Annotated in this window: 16 protein-coding genes, 1 pseudogene and 1 riboswitch; of the genes and pseudogenes, 16 read left to right on the top strand and 1 reads right to left on the bottom strand. The window is 30.1% G+C overall.

What is annotated here, in order from left to right:
- Positions 1–31: 31 nt before the first annotated feature.
- The 5 genes from pfkA (at position 32) to BM384_RS18085 (ending at position 6,430) form a co-directional block, all read left to right on the top strand.
- Positions 32–991 carry a 6-phosphofructokinase gene (pfkA, locus tag BM384_RS00430; RefSeq protein WP_090009446.1) on the top strand — a complete coding sequence of 320 codons (960 nt, stop codon included), beginning with the start codon at positions 32–34 and terminating at the stop codon, positions 989–991.
- Between the two features lie 66 nt (positions 992–1,057).
- Entirely contained in the window at positions 1,058–2,476 is a 1,419-nt protein-coding gene (pyk, locus tag BM384_RS00425) for a pyruvate kinase (protein ID WP_090009443.1), read from the top strand.
- A gap of 704 nt (positions 2,477–3,180) precedes the next feature.
- Positions 3,181–3,888, top strand: a complete 708-nt coding sequence (locus tag BM384_RS00420; protein ID WP_090009440.1) for a GntR family transcriptional regulator — start codon at positions 3,181–3,183, stop codon at positions 3,886–3,888.
- A 240-nt stretch (positions 3,889–4,128) separates the two neighbouring features.
- Positions 4,129–5,496 (top strand): 23S rRNA (uracil(1939)-C(5))-methyltransferase RlmD, encoded by a 1,368-nt coding sequence (gene rlmD, locus BM384_RS00415; protein ID WP_090009437.1) that lies wholly within the window; start codon positions 4,129–4,131, stop codon positions 5,494–5,496.
- A gap of 538 nt (positions 5,497–6,034) precedes the next feature.
- A complete protein-coding gene (locus BM384_RS18085) occupies positions 6,035–6,430 on the top strand; it encodes a hypothetical protein (protein WP_090009434.1) in 396 nt (131 codons plus the stop codon).
- A gap of 64 nt (positions 6,431–6,494) precedes the next feature.
- Here BM384_RS18085 and BM384_RS00405 read toward each other — a convergent pair whose 3' ends face one another.
- On the bottom strand, positions 6,495–6,902 hold the full coding sequence (locus tag BM384_RS00405) for a YtxH domain-containing protein (protein ID WP_175537236.1): 408 nt from the start codon (positions 6,900–6,902) through the stop codon (positions 6,495–6,497).
- Between the two features lie 185 nt (positions 6,903–7,087).
- A riboswitch (FMN riboswitch) is annotated at positions 7,088–7,202 on the top strand.
- A gap of 132 nt (positions 7,203–7,334) precedes the next feature.
- Between BM384_RS00405 and ribD the strand changes: the two genes are divergently transcribed.
- The 11 genes and pseudogenes from ribD to BM384_RS18080 all read left to right on the top strand — a co-directional run.
- Entirely contained in the window at positions 7,335–8,429 is a 1,095-nt protein-coding gene (ribD, locus tag BM384_RS00400) for a bifunctional diaminohydroxyphosphoribosylaminopyrimidine deaminase/5-amino-6-(5-phosphoribosylamino)uracil reductase RibD (RefSeq protein ID WP_090009429.1), read from the top strand.
- Positions 8,430–8,432: 3 nt separating this feature from the next.
- The gene (locus tag BM384_RS00395) at positions 8,433–9,086 is read left to right on the top strand and encodes a riboflavin synthase (protein ID WP_090009426.1); all 654 of its coding nucleotides are present in this window, start codon (positions 8,433–8,435) and stop codon (positions 9,084–9,086) included.
- A 13-nt stretch (positions 9,087–9,099) separates the two neighbouring features.
- A complete protein-coding gene (locus tag BM384_RS00390; protein ID WP_090009422.1) occupies positions 9,100–10,299 on the top strand; it encodes a bifunctional 3,4-dihydroxy-2-butanone-4-phosphate synthase/GTP cyclohydrolase II in 1,200 nt (399 codons plus the stop codon).
- A 55-nt stretch (positions 10,300–10,354) separates the two neighbouring features.
- Complete coding sequence (gene ribE / locus BM384_RS00385) at positions 10,355–10,816, top strand: 6,7-dimethyl-8-ribityllumazine synthase (RefSeq protein WP_090009419.1); 462 nt, start codon at positions 10,355–10,357, stop codon at positions 10,814–10,816.
- Positions 10,817–10,963: 147 nt separating this feature from the next.
- Entirely contained in the window at positions 10,964–12,457 is a 1,494-nt protein-coding gene (gene malQ / locus BM384_RS00380; RefSeq protein WP_090009416.1) for a 4-alpha-glucanotransferase, read from the top strand.
- Positions 12,458–12,635: 178 nt separating this feature from the next.
- Positions 12,636–13,592 carry a PucR family transcriptional regulator gene (locus BM384_RS00375; RefSeq protein ID WP_175537235.1) on the top strand — a complete coding sequence of 319 codons (957 nt, stop codon included), beginning with the start codon at positions 12,636–12,638 and terminating at the stop codon, positions 13,590–13,592.
- Between the two features lie 41 nt (positions 13,593–13,633).
- On the top strand, positions 13,634–15,997 hold the full coding sequence (locus BM384_RS00370) for a glycogen/starch/alpha-glucan phosphorylase (RefSeq protein ID WP_090009410.1): 2,364 nt from the start codon (positions 13,634–13,636) through the stop codon (positions 15,995–15,997).
- 154 nt (positions 15,998–16,151) lie between these two features.
- Positions 16,152–17,054, top strand: a complete 903-nt coding sequence (locus tag BM384_RS00365) for a cation diffusion facilitator family transporter (RefSeq protein WP_242945919.1) — start codon at positions 16,152–16,154, stop codon at positions 17,052–17,054.
- Positions 17,055–17,269: 215 nt separating this feature from the next.
- The gene (locus BM384_RS00360) at positions 17,270–17,989 is read left to right on the top strand and encodes a peptidoglycan recognition protein family protein (protein ID WP_090009407.1); all 720 of its coding nucleotides are present in this window, start codon (positions 17,270–17,272) and stop codon (positions 17,987–17,989) included.
- A 321-nt stretch (positions 17,990–18,310) separates the two neighbouring features.
- The gene (gene sfsA, locus BM384_RS00355; RefSeq protein WP_090009404.1) at positions 18,311–19,003 is read left to right on the top strand and encodes a DNA/RNA nuclease SfsA; all 693 of its coding nucleotides are present in this window, start codon (positions 18,311–18,313) and stop codon (positions 19,001–19,003) included.
- Positions 19,004–19,118: 115 nt separating this feature from the next.
- A pseudogene (locus BM384_RS18080) lies at positions 19,119–19,235 on the top strand (hydrolase); the annotation flags it as partial.
- Positions 19,236–19,434: the final 199 nt, after the last annotated feature.

Raw genomic sequence — 19,434 nt, 5'->3', positions numbered from 1 at the left:
TTGTCCCAGTGGTGTGTAAGGAGGAACGATTATGAAAAAAATAGCTATTTTAACAAGTGGAGGAGATGCTCCTGGAATGAATGCTGCTATCAGAGCAGTTGTAAGAACAGCTTTAGATAATGGCATAGAAGTAATGGGAGTTAAAAGAGGATATGCAGGGTTAGTTAATGGGGAATTATTCAACATGGACAGAACTTCTGTATCTGATATAATCCAAAGAGGTGGAACTGTTTTAAGAACAGCTAGACTACCTGAATTTAAAGATGAAGAAGTAAGAAAAAGAGCTGTTAAAATTTTAAAAGCGTATGGTGTTGATGCACTAGTTGTTATTGGTGGAGATGGTTCATTTACTGGAGCCAAGCTTTTATCAAAACTAGGTGTAAAGACAGTAGGTCTTCCTGGAACTATCGACAACGACTTAGCTTACACTGATTATACAATAGGCTTTGACACAGCATTAAATACTGTAATTGATGCAGTAAACAAGATAAGAGATACTTCAACATCCCATGAAAGAGTTTCAATAGTTGAAGTAATGGGTAGACGTTGCGGAGACATAGCTTTATATGCAGGACTTGCAGGTGGAGCAGAAGCTATATTAGTACCAGAATTAGGATTTGAAAAAGATGCTTTATGCAGAAAGATTCTTGAAGGCAAAGCTGCTGGAAAGATGCATAACTTAGTAATGTTAGCAGAAGGTATCGGCGGTGCTTTTGAATTAGCAAAGGATGTAGAAGATGTTACTGGAATAGAAACTAGAGCTACAATATTAGGACATACTCAAAGAGGTGGAAGCCCAAGCGTGTTCGATAGAGTATTAGCTTCAAAAATGGGAGCTAAAGCTGTAGAAGTTCTATTAGAAGGTAAAACATCTAGAGTTATAGGTATAAGAGAAAACAAAATCATAGATGATGATATAGATGAAGCATTAGCTATGGAAAGAAAGTTTGATCAAGAATTATACAATATAGCAGAAGTATTATCAAAATAATTAGTTATAATTTTAATTTATTATAAATAAAGGTGAATTTTTAGACAAAAAAGGAGTGTATTTTTCATGAGAAAAACTAAAATGATCTGTACAATTGGACCAGCTAGTGAAGATGTAGCAGTATTAAGAAAGGTTATAGAAGCAGGTATGAACGCTTCAAGACATAACTTTTCACATGGTGACCATGCTGAACATGGTGGAAGAATAGCAAACGTTAAGAAGTTAGCTAAAGAACTTAACAAAGAAATAGCTATCATTCTTGATACAAAGGGACCAGAAATAAGAACTGGAAACTTCGAACCAAGCAAAGTTGAATTAGAAAAAGGTTCAGACTTTACAATATTCGTAAAAGAAGACGTAGTTGGAGATACAACTAAGTGTTCAGTATCATATGACGGTTTAGCAAACGATGTTAAAGCTGGAGATACTATATTAATAGATGATGGTCTAGTAGGATTAACTGTTAAATCAGTAGAAGGAAACCAAATACACTGTGTAGTTAACAATACAGGTCTAGTAGGAAGTCACAAAGGAGTTAATGTTCCAGGTGTTTCAATAAAATTACCAGCATTAACTGAAAAAGATGCTGACGACCTTAAGTTTGGATGTGAAGTAGGAGTAACTGCTATCGCAGCTTCATTCATAAGAAAAGCTGACGATGTTCACGCTATAAGAAAAGTATTAAAGGAAAATGGCGGAGAAGATATATTAATAATTTCTAAGATAGAAAACCAAGAAGGTGTTGATAATATAGATTCTATATTAGAAGCTTCTGATGCAATAATGGTAGCTAGAGGAGATTTAGGTGTTGAAATCCCAATGGAACAAGTACCAGCAGTACAAAAAATGATCATCAAGAAATGTAACGAAGCAGGTAAGCCAGTTGTAACAGCAACTCAAATGCTTGATTCAATGATCAGAAACCCAAGACCAACAAGAGCAGAAGTATCTGACGTTGCTAACGCAATCTACGATGGTACAGATGCAATAATGTTATCAGGAGAAAGTGCTAATGGTACATATCCAGTAGAAGCAGTTTCAACAATGGCTAGAATAGCTGAAGAAACTGAAAAGGGCTTAAAATATCAAACAGCTGTATCTTCTGCTAAGAACCATACACCAGCTATATCAGGTGTTATATCAAGAGCTGCTTGTAACGCTGCTAACGAATTAGAAGCTGCTGCAATAATCTCTTCAACTCAAAGCGGAGCTACTGCTAAGAGATTATCAAACTGCAGACCAGAATGTCCAATTATAGCAATTACACCATCTGAAACAGTTGCTAAGCAATTAGCATTCTCAAGAGGTGTATATGCAATAGTTGCTGACAAAATGGAATCAACAGATGAAATGATGGCAAAATCAATTGCTATAGCTGAAGAAAATAACTTCGTTAAGAAAGGTGATACAGTAGTATTTGCTGCTGGAGTACCAGTTGATAAGACTGGTGCAACTAACTTAATGAAGGTTAGTGTTGTAGAATAATATTCTGTTTATTAAACTCTGAGCTTATGCTCAGAGTTTTTTTGGTTTAGGAAAGTTTAAAATTTTCAAGAAAGCAAAACATGATAAATAGGGACTTTCAGCTATCTAAAATTGTAAAAATATTAAAAAATTAATTATGTACTTGTTAGGCTCAATTACAAATAAAACGATAAATGAAGCTAGCTATTTCAATATAGATGGACACCCTTTAAATTTTTCTGTCGATATTAAGAAAAGTAAGAACAAAAAATGTAGATGATAAAAGATGTTTTTACTAAAAATATAGTGTAAAAAGTATATTGGAAATACTTTTACTAAAAATTACATGTTTATTAGAAATTTATAAATTTATATAGTTTTTTAGATGAAAAATATAAAAGAAAAAAGCTTATATTTGCAACAAGTATTTACAATATTGTATAAATGTTGTAAAATATATTTGTACCTATAAGTGATAGAGTTAAAAAGTTTATTAAACAGGTATATGATATATTATATCAGTAATGAATAATTAAATTTCTGGGGGGAAATTTAGTTGTTTAAAGCTATTTTGTTATGAAACAAAGGAGAGGGAAACTAGTACCTAAATAAAATTATAATTGTGTTGTTAAAATTTTATATTTATATTAGGTTGAGAAAAACATGAGAAAAAGAATATATTTATTAGATTTAATGGCTAGTCATCAGTTAGGAGGCGTAGAAGCGTGTCGGTAAAGTATAAGGAAATTGCTAAATTAATTGAAAATGCAATAATACATGAGGAATATGCAAAAAGTGCTAAGCTTCCTACTGAAGAAGAGCTTATACAACAATTTCAGGTAAGTAGAAACACTATTAGAAAAGCAATTGGGTTATTAGTTGATAGAGGATATGTTTATCAGGTACAAGGTAGTGGAATATTTATTAGACAAAGATCAAAAGAAGGTTATATTACATTAGGTAATATGAGAGGTCTTACTGGAGATTTTGCATCTAAAGTCATTACTACTAAACTATTAACATTAGAACAAACCAAAGCAGATGAAGAAATTGCACAGAAGATGAGGTGTGCTGTTGGAACAGATCTTTATCATGTGAAGAGACTTAGATATTTAGATGGAGTTAATTTTGCAATAGAGTGTTCATATTACAATAAGAATATCATACCTTACTTAAATACTGATATTGTAGAAAAATCTATATATTCTTATGTATTAAATGATTTAAAGCTCAATATAGGCTTTGCAGATAAAATAATATATTGTGATAAATTGGATAAAAAGCATAGTGAACTTCTAAAATTAGAAGAAGGAGACCCTGCAACTATAATTGAAGATACGGTATTTTTAACAAATGGATTAATATTTGACATTTCCAAGGTTATTTACAATTATAAATTGGCAAAAATGTTAAGCTTAGCGAATTACAAATAAAAAGTTAACAAAAAGTTTACAATTAGTCCTTATGATATTAGGATATAATGTATATTATCGGCTCAAAAGAGTCATAATTTTATTAAGGAATTAATTGGCAACTGATTCTGAATGGCACCTTATAATGGGTGCTCTTTTTTTGCATTTAAATTCATTATTGAGATAAAATAATACAATAATGAGTTTAAAGTTATTATGTGATATAATTTATTGAAGTTAATAATAAAGGGTGATATAAAATTGATTGAAAAGAATAAAGAGTATATTTTAGATATAAAATCTCAAGGATACGAAGGAGAAGGTATAGCAAAAATAGAAGGATACCCTATTTTCGTTCAAGGAGCACTAACAGGAGAAAAAGTTAAAGTAAAGATAGTTAAAGTTAAAAAGAACTATGCTTATGGAAAGCTTGAAGAAATAATTGAAGCTTCAAATGATAGAGTAGAACCAAAATGTCGTTATTTTAAAAGATGTGGAGGCTGCTCTGTGCAGCATATGACTTATGAAAAACAACTTAACTTTAAATGGGAAAGAGTAAAGGACTGTATATCTAAGATAGGAGGACTATCAGAAGATATAGTTAAATATCCTCTAGGTATGTCTGAAAATCCATATAGATATAGAAATAAAGTTCAACTTCCAATAGGAAAAGTAAGTGGTGAAGTTGTTATTGGATTTTATGCTCCAAGAAGCCACAATATAATAGATATAGAAGAATGTTTAATTCAAGATGAAGTAGCTGATAAAGTAAGAGCTATAACAAAGGAATGGATAATTAAAAATAACATAGAACCTGCTACAAGAGATGGAGAGTTTTATGATAAGGGTATATTAAGACATGTAATGATAAGAAAGGGATTTAAAACAGGAGATGTGATGGTTGTGCTAGTAGCATCTACTAATAAAGTTCCACATTTAGATGAGTTTGTAGAAAATATAAAAACACGTATAGACAACATAAAGAGTATTGTGCTAAATGTTAATCCTAAAAATACAAATGTTATTTTAGGTACTGAATGTATAACTCTATATGGACAGGATACAATTCAAGATTACATAGGTGACTTTAAATTTAATATATCACCATTATCATTCTTCCAGGTGAATCCTATTCAAACAGAAGTTTTATACAATAAAGCTTTAGAATACGCTAAGCTTACAGGAAAAGAAACTGTATTTGATGCTTACTGTGGAACTGGTACAATAACTTTATTTTTATCTCAAAATGCTTCAAAGGTATTTGGTGTAGAAATAATAGAACCTGCAATAGTTAATGCAAGAGAAAATGCACGTCTTAATGGCGTTCAAAATGTGGAATTCTTTGTAGGAAAATCAGAAGAAGTAATTCCAGAGCTTATAAATGATAATGTAAAAGCTGATGTTATAGTTGTAGACCCTCCAAGAAAGGGATGTGACCAAAAACTATTAAAGGCTATAGGAGAAACTAAACCAGAAAGAGTTGTATATGTTTCATGTGATCCAAGTACTTTAGCTAGAGATTTGAAGATCCTAGATGAGTATGGCTATAAAACTGTAGAAGTGCAACCAGTAGATATGTTTCCACAAACAAGTCATATAGAAAATGTGTGTTATCTTGTTCGTAAATAAAAAATAACTGTATAAAATCTTTGTGAGGAAGATAGATTTTATACAGTTAAATTATACATTAAATTAATTAATACAGGTTAAGTGTAAACTAGGAGGAGTTAAAATAAATATAGTGAATAGTCAAATTTAACTTGGGCAGTTATATTGATGTATATCTCAATAAAACACTACATAATATTTTAACCAATTAACCTGTGGGGAATTGCTTAATTTAATATTAAATATAGATAATTATATATTTTGTGCTTATAGTAAAGAGTTACTTGTATACTTGAATCTGGTGGGTGAATAATTCTGTACAACCAAAATAAAGCAAATATTAAAAAATATGTAATTATCTTATATATATATATATAATAGCGTATTAAAGCTAAAGAGTAAATGAGAAAGTCGTGAAATAGAAAATTTAAGGCGTGAACTTGTATACTAATTTTTAGAAGAAGATTTTAGCCTATTAAACGAAAAAAATTTAATATTTGATATATATATATTACGAATAAAATTGGAAAACAGTAAAAAATAGATGAGGAGATAAATAATGAATAAAAATAGTATTGAAATGATGAAAAAACTTATTGAAGAAAAAAAGAACAAGAGCAATAATACAAAAAATACTATGAGAGCTAAAAAACAGTTGGAAGCTTTTCTAAAGGTGTTAAAGGAAGCAATAATGGTGGGGGATTATTTCTTAGAAAAAATAGAAATAATAATGCTTATTATATCTTTTATTACTCCTAAATCATCTGCTAAATTATCTTTTACTTCAATAGCTTCTGCAGTTACTTCTGTTAGAACTTCACTTACATTTTTTATATTATCAGAAATATCAGGAAGATCACCACATAGCTTGTTTATATTAGATTTATTAGTTGATATAATATCATTTAAAGATGATATTAAGCCAGCAAATCTACGTAAAACGATAATTATATAGATAAGAGCAATGAAACCCATTATTCCTACAATTCCCCAAAATAAATTATATAGGGATATGTACATTAGTTTTCACCTTCAATTTTAGTTTCAGCTTTAGCTTCAACGTTAACTGATTCTTCTTCTTGTCCTTCTTCAACAACTACATCAGTATTTTCTTTTTGTTTTCTCTTTGATAAATATGAAGAAATCTTTTCCTTAGCTTCATTAATATCAGATTTTCTCTTATCAACTCTTCCAGAAATATTCTTTTTAACATCAGATGTTTTATTTGAGATAGTTTCTTGAACTTCCTTAGTTTTATTAGAGATATCATTTCTTGTTTCTTTTCCTGATTTAGGTGCAAGAAGTACTCCTGCTAATGTTCCAGCAGAAGCTCCTAGAACAGTTACTCCAGCAACTTTAGCTTTTTTAATATTTTCTTTTCTCTTTTGTTCTCTTTTCTTTTGCTCAATAATTTTTTGTATTCTCATAAATATAACCTCCATAGTCCAATGTTTAAAATAATTATAGCAGGGCTAAGAAAAATGTTCAATATTTTCCTTAATTATATTTAAAATTTATGAAAATAGGAATTAAATGCAAGAAGATGTCGATATACATGTGATTGACAAAAGAAGGAAATGATTGTAGTATATATTTGTAAAATAAAAAAATAAGAATTCTTCGGGGCAGGGTGAAATTCCCTACTGGCGGTACAGCCCGCGAGCTATAATAGCAGATTCGGTTAAATTCCGAAGCCAACAGTAAAGTCTGGATGAAAGAAGAGTATATAATTTTCATTGTAAAATACGTTATGATTTTATATATTGGCTCTGAAATAATATTATTTCAGAGCCTTTTTAATTATAAAGTAGGGCTTCGAATTTTAAGTTCGGGGTCTTTTTTAGTGGGGAGTGAAAAGGATGGATGAAAAATGGATGAGAATTGCTTTAGATTTAGCTAAAAAGGGAGAAGGTTTTGTTAATCCTAATCCTATGGTTGGAGCAGTAATAGTAAAGGGCGAAAGAATAATAGGAGAGGGGTTTCATACTAAATTTGGACAAGAGCATGCTGAAGTAGAAGCTATTAAAAATGCATCAGAATCAGTTAAGGGAGCAACTATATACGTGACATTAGAACCCTGTTCTCATTACGGAAAAACTCCTCCGTGTGCAGATTTGATAATAAGTAAGAAATTTAAAAGAGTTGTTGTTGGTACATTAGATCCTAACCCTTTAGTAGCTGGGAGAGGAATAAACAAAATAAAGGCTGCAGGAATAGAAGTTACAGTTGGGGTACTAGAAGATGAATGCAGAAAGATTAATGAAGTATTCCTAAAGTATATAAAAAATAAAGAGCCCTTTGTACTTATGAAAAGTGCAGTCTCTCTTGATGGAAAGATAGCTACATCAAAGGGAGAATCTAAATGGATAACATCTGATGAGGCAAGAAGAAAAGTTCATGCATCTAGAGGAAAATATGCAGCTATTATGGTTGGAATTAATACTGTTTTAGAGGATAATCCAAGTCTTACCTGTAGATTAGAAGGAAAGAAGAGTCCTATAAGAGTTGTAATAGACAGTGCTCTTAAAATTCCTTTAGATTCAAATATAGTAAAAACGGCTAAGGAAATTCCTGTAATAGTAGCGTGCACAAAAAAAGCAAATGAAGAAGTTATAAGAAAGCTTGAAACTTTAGGGGTAAAGGTTATTGCAACTAATGATAAAGAAGGTAGAGTTGATTTAAAAGAATTAGTTAAAAAAATTGGAGAAATGAATATAGATAGCATTTTACTTGAAGGTGGAGGAACATTAAACTATTCAGCATTATCAGAAGGAATTATTGATAAGGTTCAGTTTTATATAGCACCTAAGATAATAGGAGGAATTAATTCAAAAACATCTGTAGAAGGTATAGGAATAGATAAATTAAAGGATGCATTTAAGATAAAGATTAGTGAAGTTTCTAAGATTTCAGATGATATTTTCATAGAAGGTTATGTAGACAGGGGGGAGTAATATATGTTTACAGGCATAGTAGAAGAGATTGGAGTAGTTTTAAATATACAAAAGGGTGAGAAATCAACAAGCTTATTAATAGAAGCTAAAAAGGTAATAGAAAATACAAAGGTTGGAGACAGTATATGTACAAATGGTGTATGTCTTACAGTAACAAGAATAACTGATAATTATATGGATGTTGATGTAATGCCTGAAACTCTAAGAAGGACAGACCTTGGAAAACTACAGGTAGGAAGTAAGGTTAATCTTGAGAGGGCCTTAACTCTTAACTCTAGACTTGGAGGACATATAGTTAGCGGTCATATTGATGGTGTTGGAACCATTTCTCATATAGAAAGAGAAGATAATGCAATTTGGTTTAAGATAGATGCACCTATGGATATCTTAAGATACATTGTGGAAAAAGGTTCAATAACTGTGGATGGAATTAGCTTAACAGTTGCATATGTAGATGAAAAAAGCTTTAAAGTATCAATAATTCCTCACACAGCAGAAGAAACAATTCTTATTACTAAATCAGTAGGAGAAGAAGTAAATCTTGAGTGTGATATCTTAGCAAAATATATAGAAAAATTAATTAAGCCTAAAGAAGAGGTTAAGAGCAGTATTTCAGAGATAGATGAGAAGTTTTTAATAGAAAATGGGTTTATGTAAGGGGAGGATTAAAATGTATAAGTTTAGCACAATTGAAGAGGCAATAGAAGATATTAAAAATGGAAAAATGATAATTGTCATAGATGATGAAGATAGAGAAAACGAAGGAGATTTAATTGTAGCAGCAGAGAAAGCAACTCCAGAAGTAATAAACTTTATGGCTAAGTATGCAAGAGGGCTTATATGTATGCCTATGGAAGGTGAAATTCTTGATAAGTTAAAAATAGGAGATATGGTTAAAAATAATACTGATAATCATGAAACAGCTTTTACAGTATCAATAGATCATGTAAGTACAACAACAGGTATATCTGCTTTTGAAAGATCTCATACAATTATGAAAGCCATAAGTGATAGTGCAAAGCCTGAAGACTTCAGAAGACCAGGACATGTATTTCCATTAAGAGCTAGAGAAGGTGGAGTATTAGTAAGACAAGGACATACAGAAACAGCTGTTGATTTGGCTAAACTTGCAGGGCTTAAGGGGGCTGGAGTTATATGTGAAATCATGAAAGATGATGGAACTATGGCAAGAACTAATGATCTTATGGAATTTGCAGAAAAGTTTCAATTAAAGATAGTTACAGTAAAAGATTTAGTTGAGTATAGAAAAAGAAAAGATGACTATTTAGAAGTTGCAGCAAAGGCAAAAATGCCAACAAGATATGGTGAATTTATGATATATGGCTTTGTTAATAAGATAAGTGGAGAGCATCATGTAGCTTTAGTAAAAGGAGATATAAGTGGAGATAAACCTATATTAGCAAGAATTCATTCTGAATGTTTAACAGGTGATGCTTTGGGTTCTAAAAGATGTGACTGTGGTGAACAATATGATGCTGCCATGAAAAAAATAGCTGAAGAGGGAGAAGGAGTTCTTCTTTACATGAGACAGGAAGGAAGAGGAATAGGACTAATAAATAAAATTAGAGCCTATGAACTTCAAGATAAGGGATATGACACAGTAGATGCAAATTTAGAATTAGGTTTTCCTATAGACATGAGAGAGTATGATTTTGCAGCGCAGATTTTAAGAAATTTAGGAGTAAATAAAGTAAGACTAATGACTAATAACCCAGATAAAATAGAAAAGCTAGAAAGTTATGATATAGAGGTTGTAGAAAGAGTTCCAATTCAAATTAAAGCCAATAATAATGATTTATTTTATTTAAAAACAAAGCAAGAAAGAATGAACCACATAGTTGACTACTAATTAAGATTATAGAATTTTAAATTAAATTAAGGATAGATTTTAGGAGGAAAGAAAAATGAAAGTTTATGAAGGTGAGTTAGTTGCAGAAGGATTAAAGATAGGAATAGTAGCATCAAGATTTAACGAATTTATAGTATCCAAGTTATTAGGAGGAGCAGAAGATGCACTTTTAAGACATGGAGTTAAAGATGAAGACATAGAGGTAGCATGGGTTCCAGGAGCTTTTGAAATTCCATTAGTAGCAAAGAAAATGGCAGCTTCAAAAAAATATGATGCAGTTATATGCTTAGGCGCTGTTATTAAAGGAGCAACATCACATTATGATTATGTATGTGCAGAAGTTTCAAAGGGAATTGCTCAGGTATCATTATCACAAGAAACACCTGTAGCCTTTGGAGTAGTAACAACAGATACTATTCAACAAGCTATAGAAAGAGCAGGCACAAAAGCAGGAAATAAGGGATATGATGCAGCAGTAACAGCTATAGAAATGGCCAATCTTTTAAGGAACCTATAAAAATAGTAGGTATAAATTTTAAGATTAAGAATACTAATTAAATATGGTTATTTATAACATATGTGATAAAAGAGCCTGTATGTCAAAGTTGATAATATAGGCTCTTTTTAATTAATAAGCAATAAATATGTTTGGAGGTCAGTATTTATGGTAAGAGGTGCAGGGGTTTTAATGCATATATCTTCGCTTCCTGGTGATTTTGGTATAGGAACTTTTGGAGAAGAAGCATATAAATTTGTTGATTTTCTAAAGAAATCAGGATTTCTTTATTGGCAGATACTTCCTTTGGGACATACAGGATATGGTGATTCGCCTTATCAGTGCTTTACTGCATTTGCAGGTAACCCATACTTTATAGACTTTAATGAACTTAAGAAAGATGGGTTGTTAGAAGAAAGAGATTATATCAATAAGAACTATGGACAAAACAAAGAAAGAGTGGATTATGGCGCAATTTACATGGCAAAGTATGAAGTCTTAAAAAAAGCTTATGCAAACTATAATAAGAAGAAAGATGCTTATGAAGATGTTGAAGAATTTAAAGAAGAAAATAAAGAGTGGCTTGAAGATTATTCATTATATATGGCACTCAAGGCTAAGTTTAATTATAAAAACTGGATAGACTGGGATGAGGATATTAAGTTTAGAAAAAAAGAGGCTTTAGAGAAGTATAAAGATGAAGTTGAAGATGAAGTTGAGTATTGGTCATTTATTCAATACTTATTCTTTAAGCAGTGGAAGAAGTTAAAAACTTACGCTAATGATTTAGGAATAAAGATTATTGGAGACATACCTATTTATGTATCAACTGATAGTGTAGAAACTTGGAGCAGTCCTGAAAACTTTAAATTAGATCCAAAGACATTAGAACCTAAAGTGGTTGCAGGATGTCCACCAGATGCATTTTCAGCTACAGGTCAGCTTTGGGGAAATACAATTTATGATTGGGATTATATGAATAAAAATGATTATAAATGGTGGGTTAATAGAGTAAAACAAAATTTAAAATTATATGATGTTTTACGTATTGATCACTTTAGAGGCTTTGAATCTTTCTGGGAAATTCCATATGGTGAGGAGACTGCTATAAATGGAAAGTGGGTAAAAGGACCTGCTATGGAGCTATTTAAGTCTATAGAGGATAAGCTTGGAGATGTAGACATTATTGCAGAGGACTTAGGTTTTTTGACAGAGGATGTTATTAAGTTTGTAAAGGAAAGTGGATATCCAGGTATGAAGGTGCTAGAGTTTGCTTTTGATGGTTCTTCTGAAAACCCATATTTACCACATAACTATGATAAAAAATGTGTAGCTTATACTGGAACTCATGATAATGACACCTGCATGGGATGGTTTAATGAAACAGCAGGGGAACATGAAGTAAAAAATGCAAAATTATATTTAGGGTTAAACAAAGAAGAAGGATATAATTTTGGAATAATAAGAGGAGTATGGGCAAGTATAGCAGACACTGCAATTGCACAGATGCAGGACTTTTTAGGCATAGGAAATGAAGGTAGAATGAATCTTCCATCAAGCATGGGAGGAAACTGGAGCTGGAGAATGAAAAAGGGAAGTATAACTAAAGAACTTACTGAAAAAATAGCAGCATTAAATTATAGATATAGAAGAAGAAAATAGAGTGTACTAGGAGTTCCTTTTAGTTAAGAGAAAAATCTAAAAGGCTCCTTTGTTACATTTATTTACAAAGGGTGCTATGATATAATTTATTATAAGTTTAAAAAATGTAATTAAAGTATATTTTTTACATATTAACAAATTACATTAAAAAGGTATAAGGGAAAGCTGGTAGATGGGTATGAAGAATTATAGAAAGATATTTGAGGTGGCTAATGAGGCGGCTAAGATATCCTTTAAGGTTTTAAGTGAAAAAGGAGAGATATATACATCTGAGGGGTTTAACATAAAAAGTACTTTTGCTAAGGAATCTATAGATGTATTTGGAGAAGAATTTATTATAATTGTTAATTCAAAAGATAAAAGTGTATTACCACTACTTGGACAATTTATTTTATCAGCTATAAGAGAAGAGGTAGAGAAAGAAAATTCATTAATTAAAGATATAATCCAAGGCAGTGATTATTCTAAAAGTGAAATTAAAAGGTTATATCCATTTATGTGCAAGGACTTCATATTGATTGTTATAAGTATAGATAACAGTATAAAAGAATGTATTGCAGTTATTGAAGATGGATATGAATCTGAAGACATATGTATTTTAAATTATAAAAATAATATTCTTATTTTAGGAAATTTAGATGAGCCTTATGAACATGCAGAAAGTTTAAAAGAAACTTTAGAATATAACACAAAAGAAAAATGTGTAATATCATACATGAATGTGTCTGGATATGAGAATTTATCAGATGCGGTTAAAAAGAGTATAAGAAAGATAGATATTGCAAAAAAATATGATATTAAAAATAAGATTATTAATGAAAATTCCATTGAGTTTGAAGCAATATTAAATAGTATTGATTTAAATAAATTATTAGAAGTAGTTAGACCTTATGAAGAGGGATTAGATAAGCTAGATGAAGAAATGATGAAATCTATAGAAACATTTTTGGATTGTGGATTAAATGTAAGTGAAAGTGCAAAGAGATTGTATATTCATAGGAATACATTAATTTATAGAATAGAAAAATTAGAGAGGTATACTGGCTTTGATATAAAAAATTTCAATGAAGCAGTGACATTTAAAATTTTATATACACTATGGAAAGAGAAAAATAAGCAAAAGATTTTTAGATAAAGTTTATAAAATTAATAAGATGTATGGAAGGTGTAATTGAAATGAATAAAGAAAATCTAAAAATCAGTATGTTACGATACTTAAAAGTTAAGTATGGTAAAGGGATAGAGGAAGCTTTAAGTTATGAAATCTTTAATTCACTATCAATGGCTTTACTTGAATTTATAATTGATGATTGGAAGAAAACACAGGAATTATACTTAGAGGGAAAGCAGGCTTTTTACTTTTCAGCAGAGTATTTAATGGGAAGAGCTCTTGGTAATAATCTTATTAATATGGGATGTTACGAAGTAGTAAAGGAATTATTTGATGAACTCAATATAGATTTAAATGAAATAGAGGAAGTAGAAGAAGATGCTGGTCTTGGAAATGGAGGGCTTGGAAGACTGGCCTCCTGTTTTATGGATTCAGCAGCAACTATGGAATTGCCACTAATGGGGTATGGCTTAAGATATAGTAATGGATTATTCAAACAATCTATTAAAAATGGAGAACAGGTAGAAGAAGCTGATAGTTGGCTAAGTCACGGAGAACCTTGGAGTATTAAGAAGGAATCAGAAGCTCAGACAGTTGAATTTTCAGATATAAAGGTTAAAGCTGTGCCTTATGATGTGCCTATCATTGGATATAATACTAGAAATATTAATACCTTAAGGTTATGGAAATGTGAAACTTTAGAAGAGTTTGATTTTGAATTATTTAATAAGCAACTTTATGATGATGCTTTAAAAACTAAAAATAGAGCAGATGATATCACAAGAATCTTATATCCAAATGATTCAATAAGAGAAGGTAAGCTTTTAAGATTAAAGCAACAGTACTTTTTAGTAAGTGCATCAATAAAAGATATAGTAGCTAAGTATAAAAGAAAATATGGTGCTATTACAAAAAGCTTTGCAGATATGAATGCTATTCAGTTAAATGATACACATCCAACATTAGCAATACCAGAACTTATAAGAATATTAATAGATGAAGAGAAAATTGAGTTTGAGGATGCTTTGGATATAGCTGATAAAGTATTTAGTTATACAAATCATACAATACTTGCAGAGGCTCTTGAAAAGTGGGATGTAGATTTAATGGATGAGCTTTTCCCTAGAATTCTTGAAATAATAAAAATGATAGATAGAAGATTTATAGAGGAATTGAAGGGTAAAGATTTTACTGGACCTGAAATTAAGACTTATAAAATAATATCTAAAGGTCAAGTAAGAATGGCAAATATGGCAATTCACATTGGATCTGCAGTTAATGGTGTTGCTTCCCTTCATACAGAAATATTAAAAAAATCAGAACTTAAAAATTGGTATGAATTATATCCAGAAAAATTTCAAAATAAAACCAATGGAATAACTCCAAGAAGGTGGATTAGATTATGTAATTCAGAATTATCTAGTATGATAACTGAATTATTAGGAAGTGAATCTTGGGTTACAGACCTTGCAAAATTAAAAGAGCTAGAAAAGTATGCTGATAACAAAGATATAATAGATAGATTTTTAAAGATTAAGAAAAAGAAAAAAGAGCAACTTTCTGCTTACATTAAAGAAAATGAAGGTATAGAGATTGATCCAGATTCTCTTTTCGATATTCAGATAAAAAGATTACATGAGTATAAGAGACAACTTTTAAATGCATTCTATATTTTAGATTTATATTATAGATTAAAAGATAATCCAGATATAGATATTCCTAAAGTTACATTTATATTTGGAGCTAAAGCCTTTCCAGGGTATGTTAGAGCTAAAACAATAGTTAAGTATATAAATTCCATTGCAAAATTAATTAATAATGATGAATCGATTAAAGGAAGAATTAAAGTAGTATTTATTCAAAATTACAGAGTTAGCTATGCAGAAAAATTATGTCCAGCAGCTGATTTATCAAAACAAATATCAACAGCAGGAAAAGAAGCATCTGGTACTGGAAATATGAAGTTTATGCTAAATGGAGCCCCTACCTTTGGAACTTTAGATGGAGCTAATATAGAAATATTTAAGGAAAGTGGAGAAAATAATAACTTCATATTTGGATTAAAGGTAGATGAAATTGATAATATGAGAAATAGCTATGATGCAAGGAAATATTATAATGAAAATCCATCATTAAAGAGAGTTGTAGATTCTTTAGTAAATGGAACCTTTAGTGATGGTGGAACTGGAGAATTTGAAGATTTATATAATGCTTTGATTAATGAAAATGATCAGTATTTCTTATTAGCAGATTTTCAAAGTTTTAAAGATACTGAAGAAAAAGTATTTAAAGCTTATAAGAATAAATATGAGTGGGGCAGAAAAGGCTTTATGAATATTTGTAATGTAGGAAGGTTCTCTAGTGATAGGACAATAATGGAATATGGAAATGATATATGGCGTATTTCTAAGAAGACGCTTAAGGATTAAAAATAACAAATTTAAGGACTATTGTGCTATTTGAAATAAAAAAAGCAACTAAATATATGTAGTATTAGTATAAAAAACACCTCGAATCAGTCAGTTGTTCTATATTTTTAAACAAAATATAATATATATAGATAAAAAAATGAGAGGTGTAATAATGAAAAGTGAAAAAAGCATGCTTGCTTTTTCTGCTGTAGGGGGATTATTCTTTGCAGTTTTAGGTACAGCATGGGGGATAGTAGTAAAGTCTGATATGATTATGTTTGATGGACTTTATTCATTAATAAGTTTATTTTTATCAATACTAGCACTATATATTTCAAATTATATAAATAAAGCAGATTTTGAGAAGTTTCCTTTTGGAAAAGGTGCTCTAGAACCAATTATGGTAGCAATTCAGTCATTAGTATTGATAGCTATGTGTAGTATAAGTTTAATAAATGGAATTAAAGAATTTGTGGCAGGAGGGAATAATGTTGATACAGGATTAGCGCTAATGTATTCCTTAATATCAACAGTAGGATGTGCATTTTCTTATTATATACTTAATAAAAATGGTAAGAAGGTATCATCAGAAATGGTTAATGCAGAAAGCAATCAATGGCTTATGGATACTATATTAAGTGCAGCAGTATTAATAGGATTTGTTGCTGTAAGCATAATGTCAAAGGCAGGCTATGCTCATTTAACAAGATATGTTGACCCAGTGATGGTTATAATATCATCTGTATTTTTTATAAAAGTTCCTATAAAGACACTCATAAAATGTTTTGGAGAAATTGTAAATAAAAATGCAGATAAAAATATTAATGATGAAATCTATACTATAGTAAAAGATATAGAAGAGGAATATAATTTTGAAGACTCTATTACAAGAGTAAGTAAAGTTGGAAGAGAACTTAGAATAGAAATTGATTTTGTATTTAATGATAATTCAAGATTAAAAGAGCTTGAAGAAATGGACAAAGTAAGAGAAGAAGTTTATATGGGAATGAAAGATATAAAATTAAATAAGTGGCTAAATGTGAATTTTACAGCTGATAGAAAATGGGCTGTGTAGATAAGTAAAACCGTACTGAAGGATAGAACTTTAGTGCGGTTTTTTATATCTTTTGACTAAATTATAGAATTAATTGTGTGGAACTTAAATAATATGGCTTATTTATTTTAAAAAGAGAATAAATTTGTAAACAACAATCTATTTCCAATATTTTACAGCTGAGATATAATATTATGTGAAGTTAAATTTAAAATAAGTGGGGTGACATTATTGATATGCTAAACGTTCAAAGATTAGGAAGAGACGAATTCGAAAGAATAATGAAGAGAAGAAGAATACGTACCTGTATATTCATAGTGTTTATAATAATGTTATTCATATATGTGGTAGGAGTTAAGTCTTATGAATATGCAGTTAATAAAAGTTATTGCAAGTATTTAATTAACATGGATTCAGGAAATTATGATATTGAAAAGCTTAGAGAAAAAAAGGTGAGCTTAGAGAAACAAATTGATATAAAGAATATTGATTATAAATTAGGTAATGATATAGAGGTGGGTAATAAACCTAAAACCTTAATAATTCACCATACTGCAGCAAATGGCCTTACACCAGATAATATAAATGAAGATCATAAGAGTAAGGGGTATGGAGGTATAGGGTATCACTTTTATATAAGAAAAGATGGAAGCATTTATAGGGGGAGACCAGAAGATTATATTGGAGCTCATACTATTGGCAGAAATTACGATAGTATAGGAATATGTGTGGAAGGAAATTTTGAAGATGATGTATTACCTACAGAAGAGGAAAGATCTTTAATATTGCTTTCAGCAGATATGGTAATTAAGTATAATATATCAGATATTATAGGCCATAGAGATGCATATCAAACTTTATGCCCTGGAGAAAATATTTCTATAGAAGATATTAAGGAAAAGGTTAAGGAAGAAATTTTGAAAATGGATAACGAGTACAAGCCTGTAAGTTATTAACATATGCCTGTGAATAATTGTGGATAAAATAGTGCTTAAAAACCACTTCAAACAAGTATTCATCAAGGGGGAGGTTATATGTTGATAAGTTAATGACACCTGTGGATAACTTTAAAAATATATGAAAAAATAATAAAAAAACTTGACACAATATGTATTGCTTGCAAAAAAAACTAACAACAATATAATGAGTATTGCGCAAATAAAGATTATCCGATAAAATTTATTATACATTAACAAAAAACGCAAAAAATTAACAAAATTATTCACAAAAACCTGTTGATAACGGATGTGGATAATGTGGATAAGTGAGGTGCCATTGTGGAATATAACAAGAATATATATGTTGCAGAGTTTATAGAAAGGCCAAATAGATTTAATGCAAGAGTTAATCTAAATGGAGAAGAAATAGTAGTGCATGTTCCTAATACTGGAAGGTGCAAAGAGATACTAATTCCAGGCTGTGAGGTGTTTTTGAGGGAAGAGAATAATCCAAATAGAAAAACAAAATATGATTTAATAGGTGCCTATAAAGGTGATAAAAATATATGTATAGATTCGCAAATACCTAATAAAGTTGTGAAGGAAGCTCTAGAGAATAAAGCTGTGGATAAGTTGAAAAAATATACCAATATATTAAGTGAAAAAACTTTTGGAAATAGTAGATTTGATTTTAAATTATCATCAGATGATGGAGAAGAATATTATTTAGAAGTTAAAGGAGTTACATTAGAGGAAAATGGTAAGTGTAGATTTCCAGATGCTCCAACTGAAAGAGGAAAAAAGCATTTATTAGAGTTAATAGAGGTAAAGAAAACTGGTAGAGGTGCTGGGGTGCTTTTTCTAATACAAATAGAGGATGTTAATGAATTTAGTCCTAATGATGATACAGATCCAGAGTTTGCAAATGCATTAAGATTAGCAGCAAAAGAAGGAGTAGATATATTTGCATATTCTTGTAGTGTGACAAAAACAGGAATAACTTTGAAAAAAACTGTTTTGATTAGATTATAATAAATTTAAAAAAACATCTTTAAAATTCGCTGAAAAATAGTATAATATTCTCCATGATTAAAAACTTGGATGAGGAGATAGAATTGAAGCTGGTGCTACTATATTAAATGTATCTGGAGGACCAACTGATGCAAGTATTAGAGAAACAATACAAGCAGGTGCAAATGCAATAACATATACTCCTAGATCTACTGCTGATATTATGAGAGATATAATGGATAATTACAGATAAAAAATAATAATAGCTTTAAATATAGACCACAGGATTTCTGTGGCTTTTTTAATGCATAGAAAAATACAAAATTTGGACTGTCACTTATATGGAATTATTTTACTTGGCTGTATTTTTAAATAGAGTGATAAGTAAAACTAGCTATTCAAATATAGGTGGACGTCCCTTAAAGTTCGTGCTTAAATAAGGATGTTCTCCT

The sequence above is a fragment of the Clostridium sp. DSM 8431 genome (assembly GCF_900116755.1).
Lineage (GTDB): Bacteria > Bacillota > Clostridia > Clostridiales > Clostridiaceae > Clostridium.
The sequence above is the reverse complement of the archived record's forward strand: the minus strand, read 5'-3'. Positions and strand labels throughout refer to the sequence as shown.

What these genes read in the sequence shown, in the direction of transcription:
- BM384_RS00375 (WP_175537235.1), top strand. Translation starts at nt 12,636, where the DNA reads ATGAAGAATTATAGAAAGATATTTGAGGTGGCTAATGAGGCGGCTAAG.
- BM384_RS00365 (WP_242945919.1), top strand. Translation starts at nt 16,152, where the DNA reads ATGAAAAGTGAAAAAAGCATGCTTGCTTTTTCTGCTGTAGGGGGATTA.
- BM384_RS00405 (WP_175537236.1), bottom strand. Translation starts at nt 6,902, where the DNA reads ATGAGAATACAAAAAATTATTGAGCAAAAGAAAAGAGAACAAAAGAGA.
- BM384_RS00360 (WP_090009407.1), top strand. Translation starts at nt 17,270, where the DNA reads ATGCTAAACGTTCAAAGATTAGGAAGAGACGAATTCGAAAGAATAATG.
- malQ (WP_090009416.1), top strand. Translation starts at nt 10,964, where the DNA reads ATGGTAAGAGGTGCAGGGGTTTTAATGCATATATCTTCGCTTCCTGGT.
- BM384_RS00370 (WP_090009410.1), top strand. Translation starts at nt 13,634, where the DNA reads ATGAATAAAGAAAATCTAAAAATCAGTATGTTACGATACTTAAAAGTT.
- BM384_RS00395 (WP_090009426.1), top strand. Translation starts at nt 8,433, where the DNA reads ATGTTTACAGGCATAGTAGAAGAGATTGGAGTAGTTTTAAATATACAA.
- BM384_RS00390 (WP_090009422.1), top strand. Translation starts at nt 9,100, where the DNA reads ATGTATAAGTTTAGCACAATTGAAGAGGCAATAGAAGATATTAAAAAT.
- pfkA (WP_090009446.1), top strand. Translation starts at nt 32, where the DNA reads ATGAAAAAAATAGCTATTTTAACAAGTGGAGGAGATGCTCCTGGAATG.
- BM384_RS18085 (WP_090009434.1), top strand. Translation starts at nt 6,035, where the DNA reads ATGAATAAAAATAGTATTGAAATGATGAAAAAACTTATTGAAGAAAAA.
- pyk (WP_090009443.1), top strand. Translation starts at nt 1,058, where the DNA reads ATGAGAAAAACTAAAATGATCTGTACAATTGGACCAGCTAGTGAAGAT.
- ribD (WP_090009429.1), top strand. Translation starts at nt 7,335, where the DNA reads ATGGATGAAAAATGGATGAGAATTGCTTTAGATTTAGCTAAAAAGGGA.
- ribE (WP_090009419.1), top strand. Translation starts at nt 10,355, where the DNA reads ATGAAAGTTTATGAAGGTGAGTTAGTTGCAGAAGGATTAAAGATAGGA.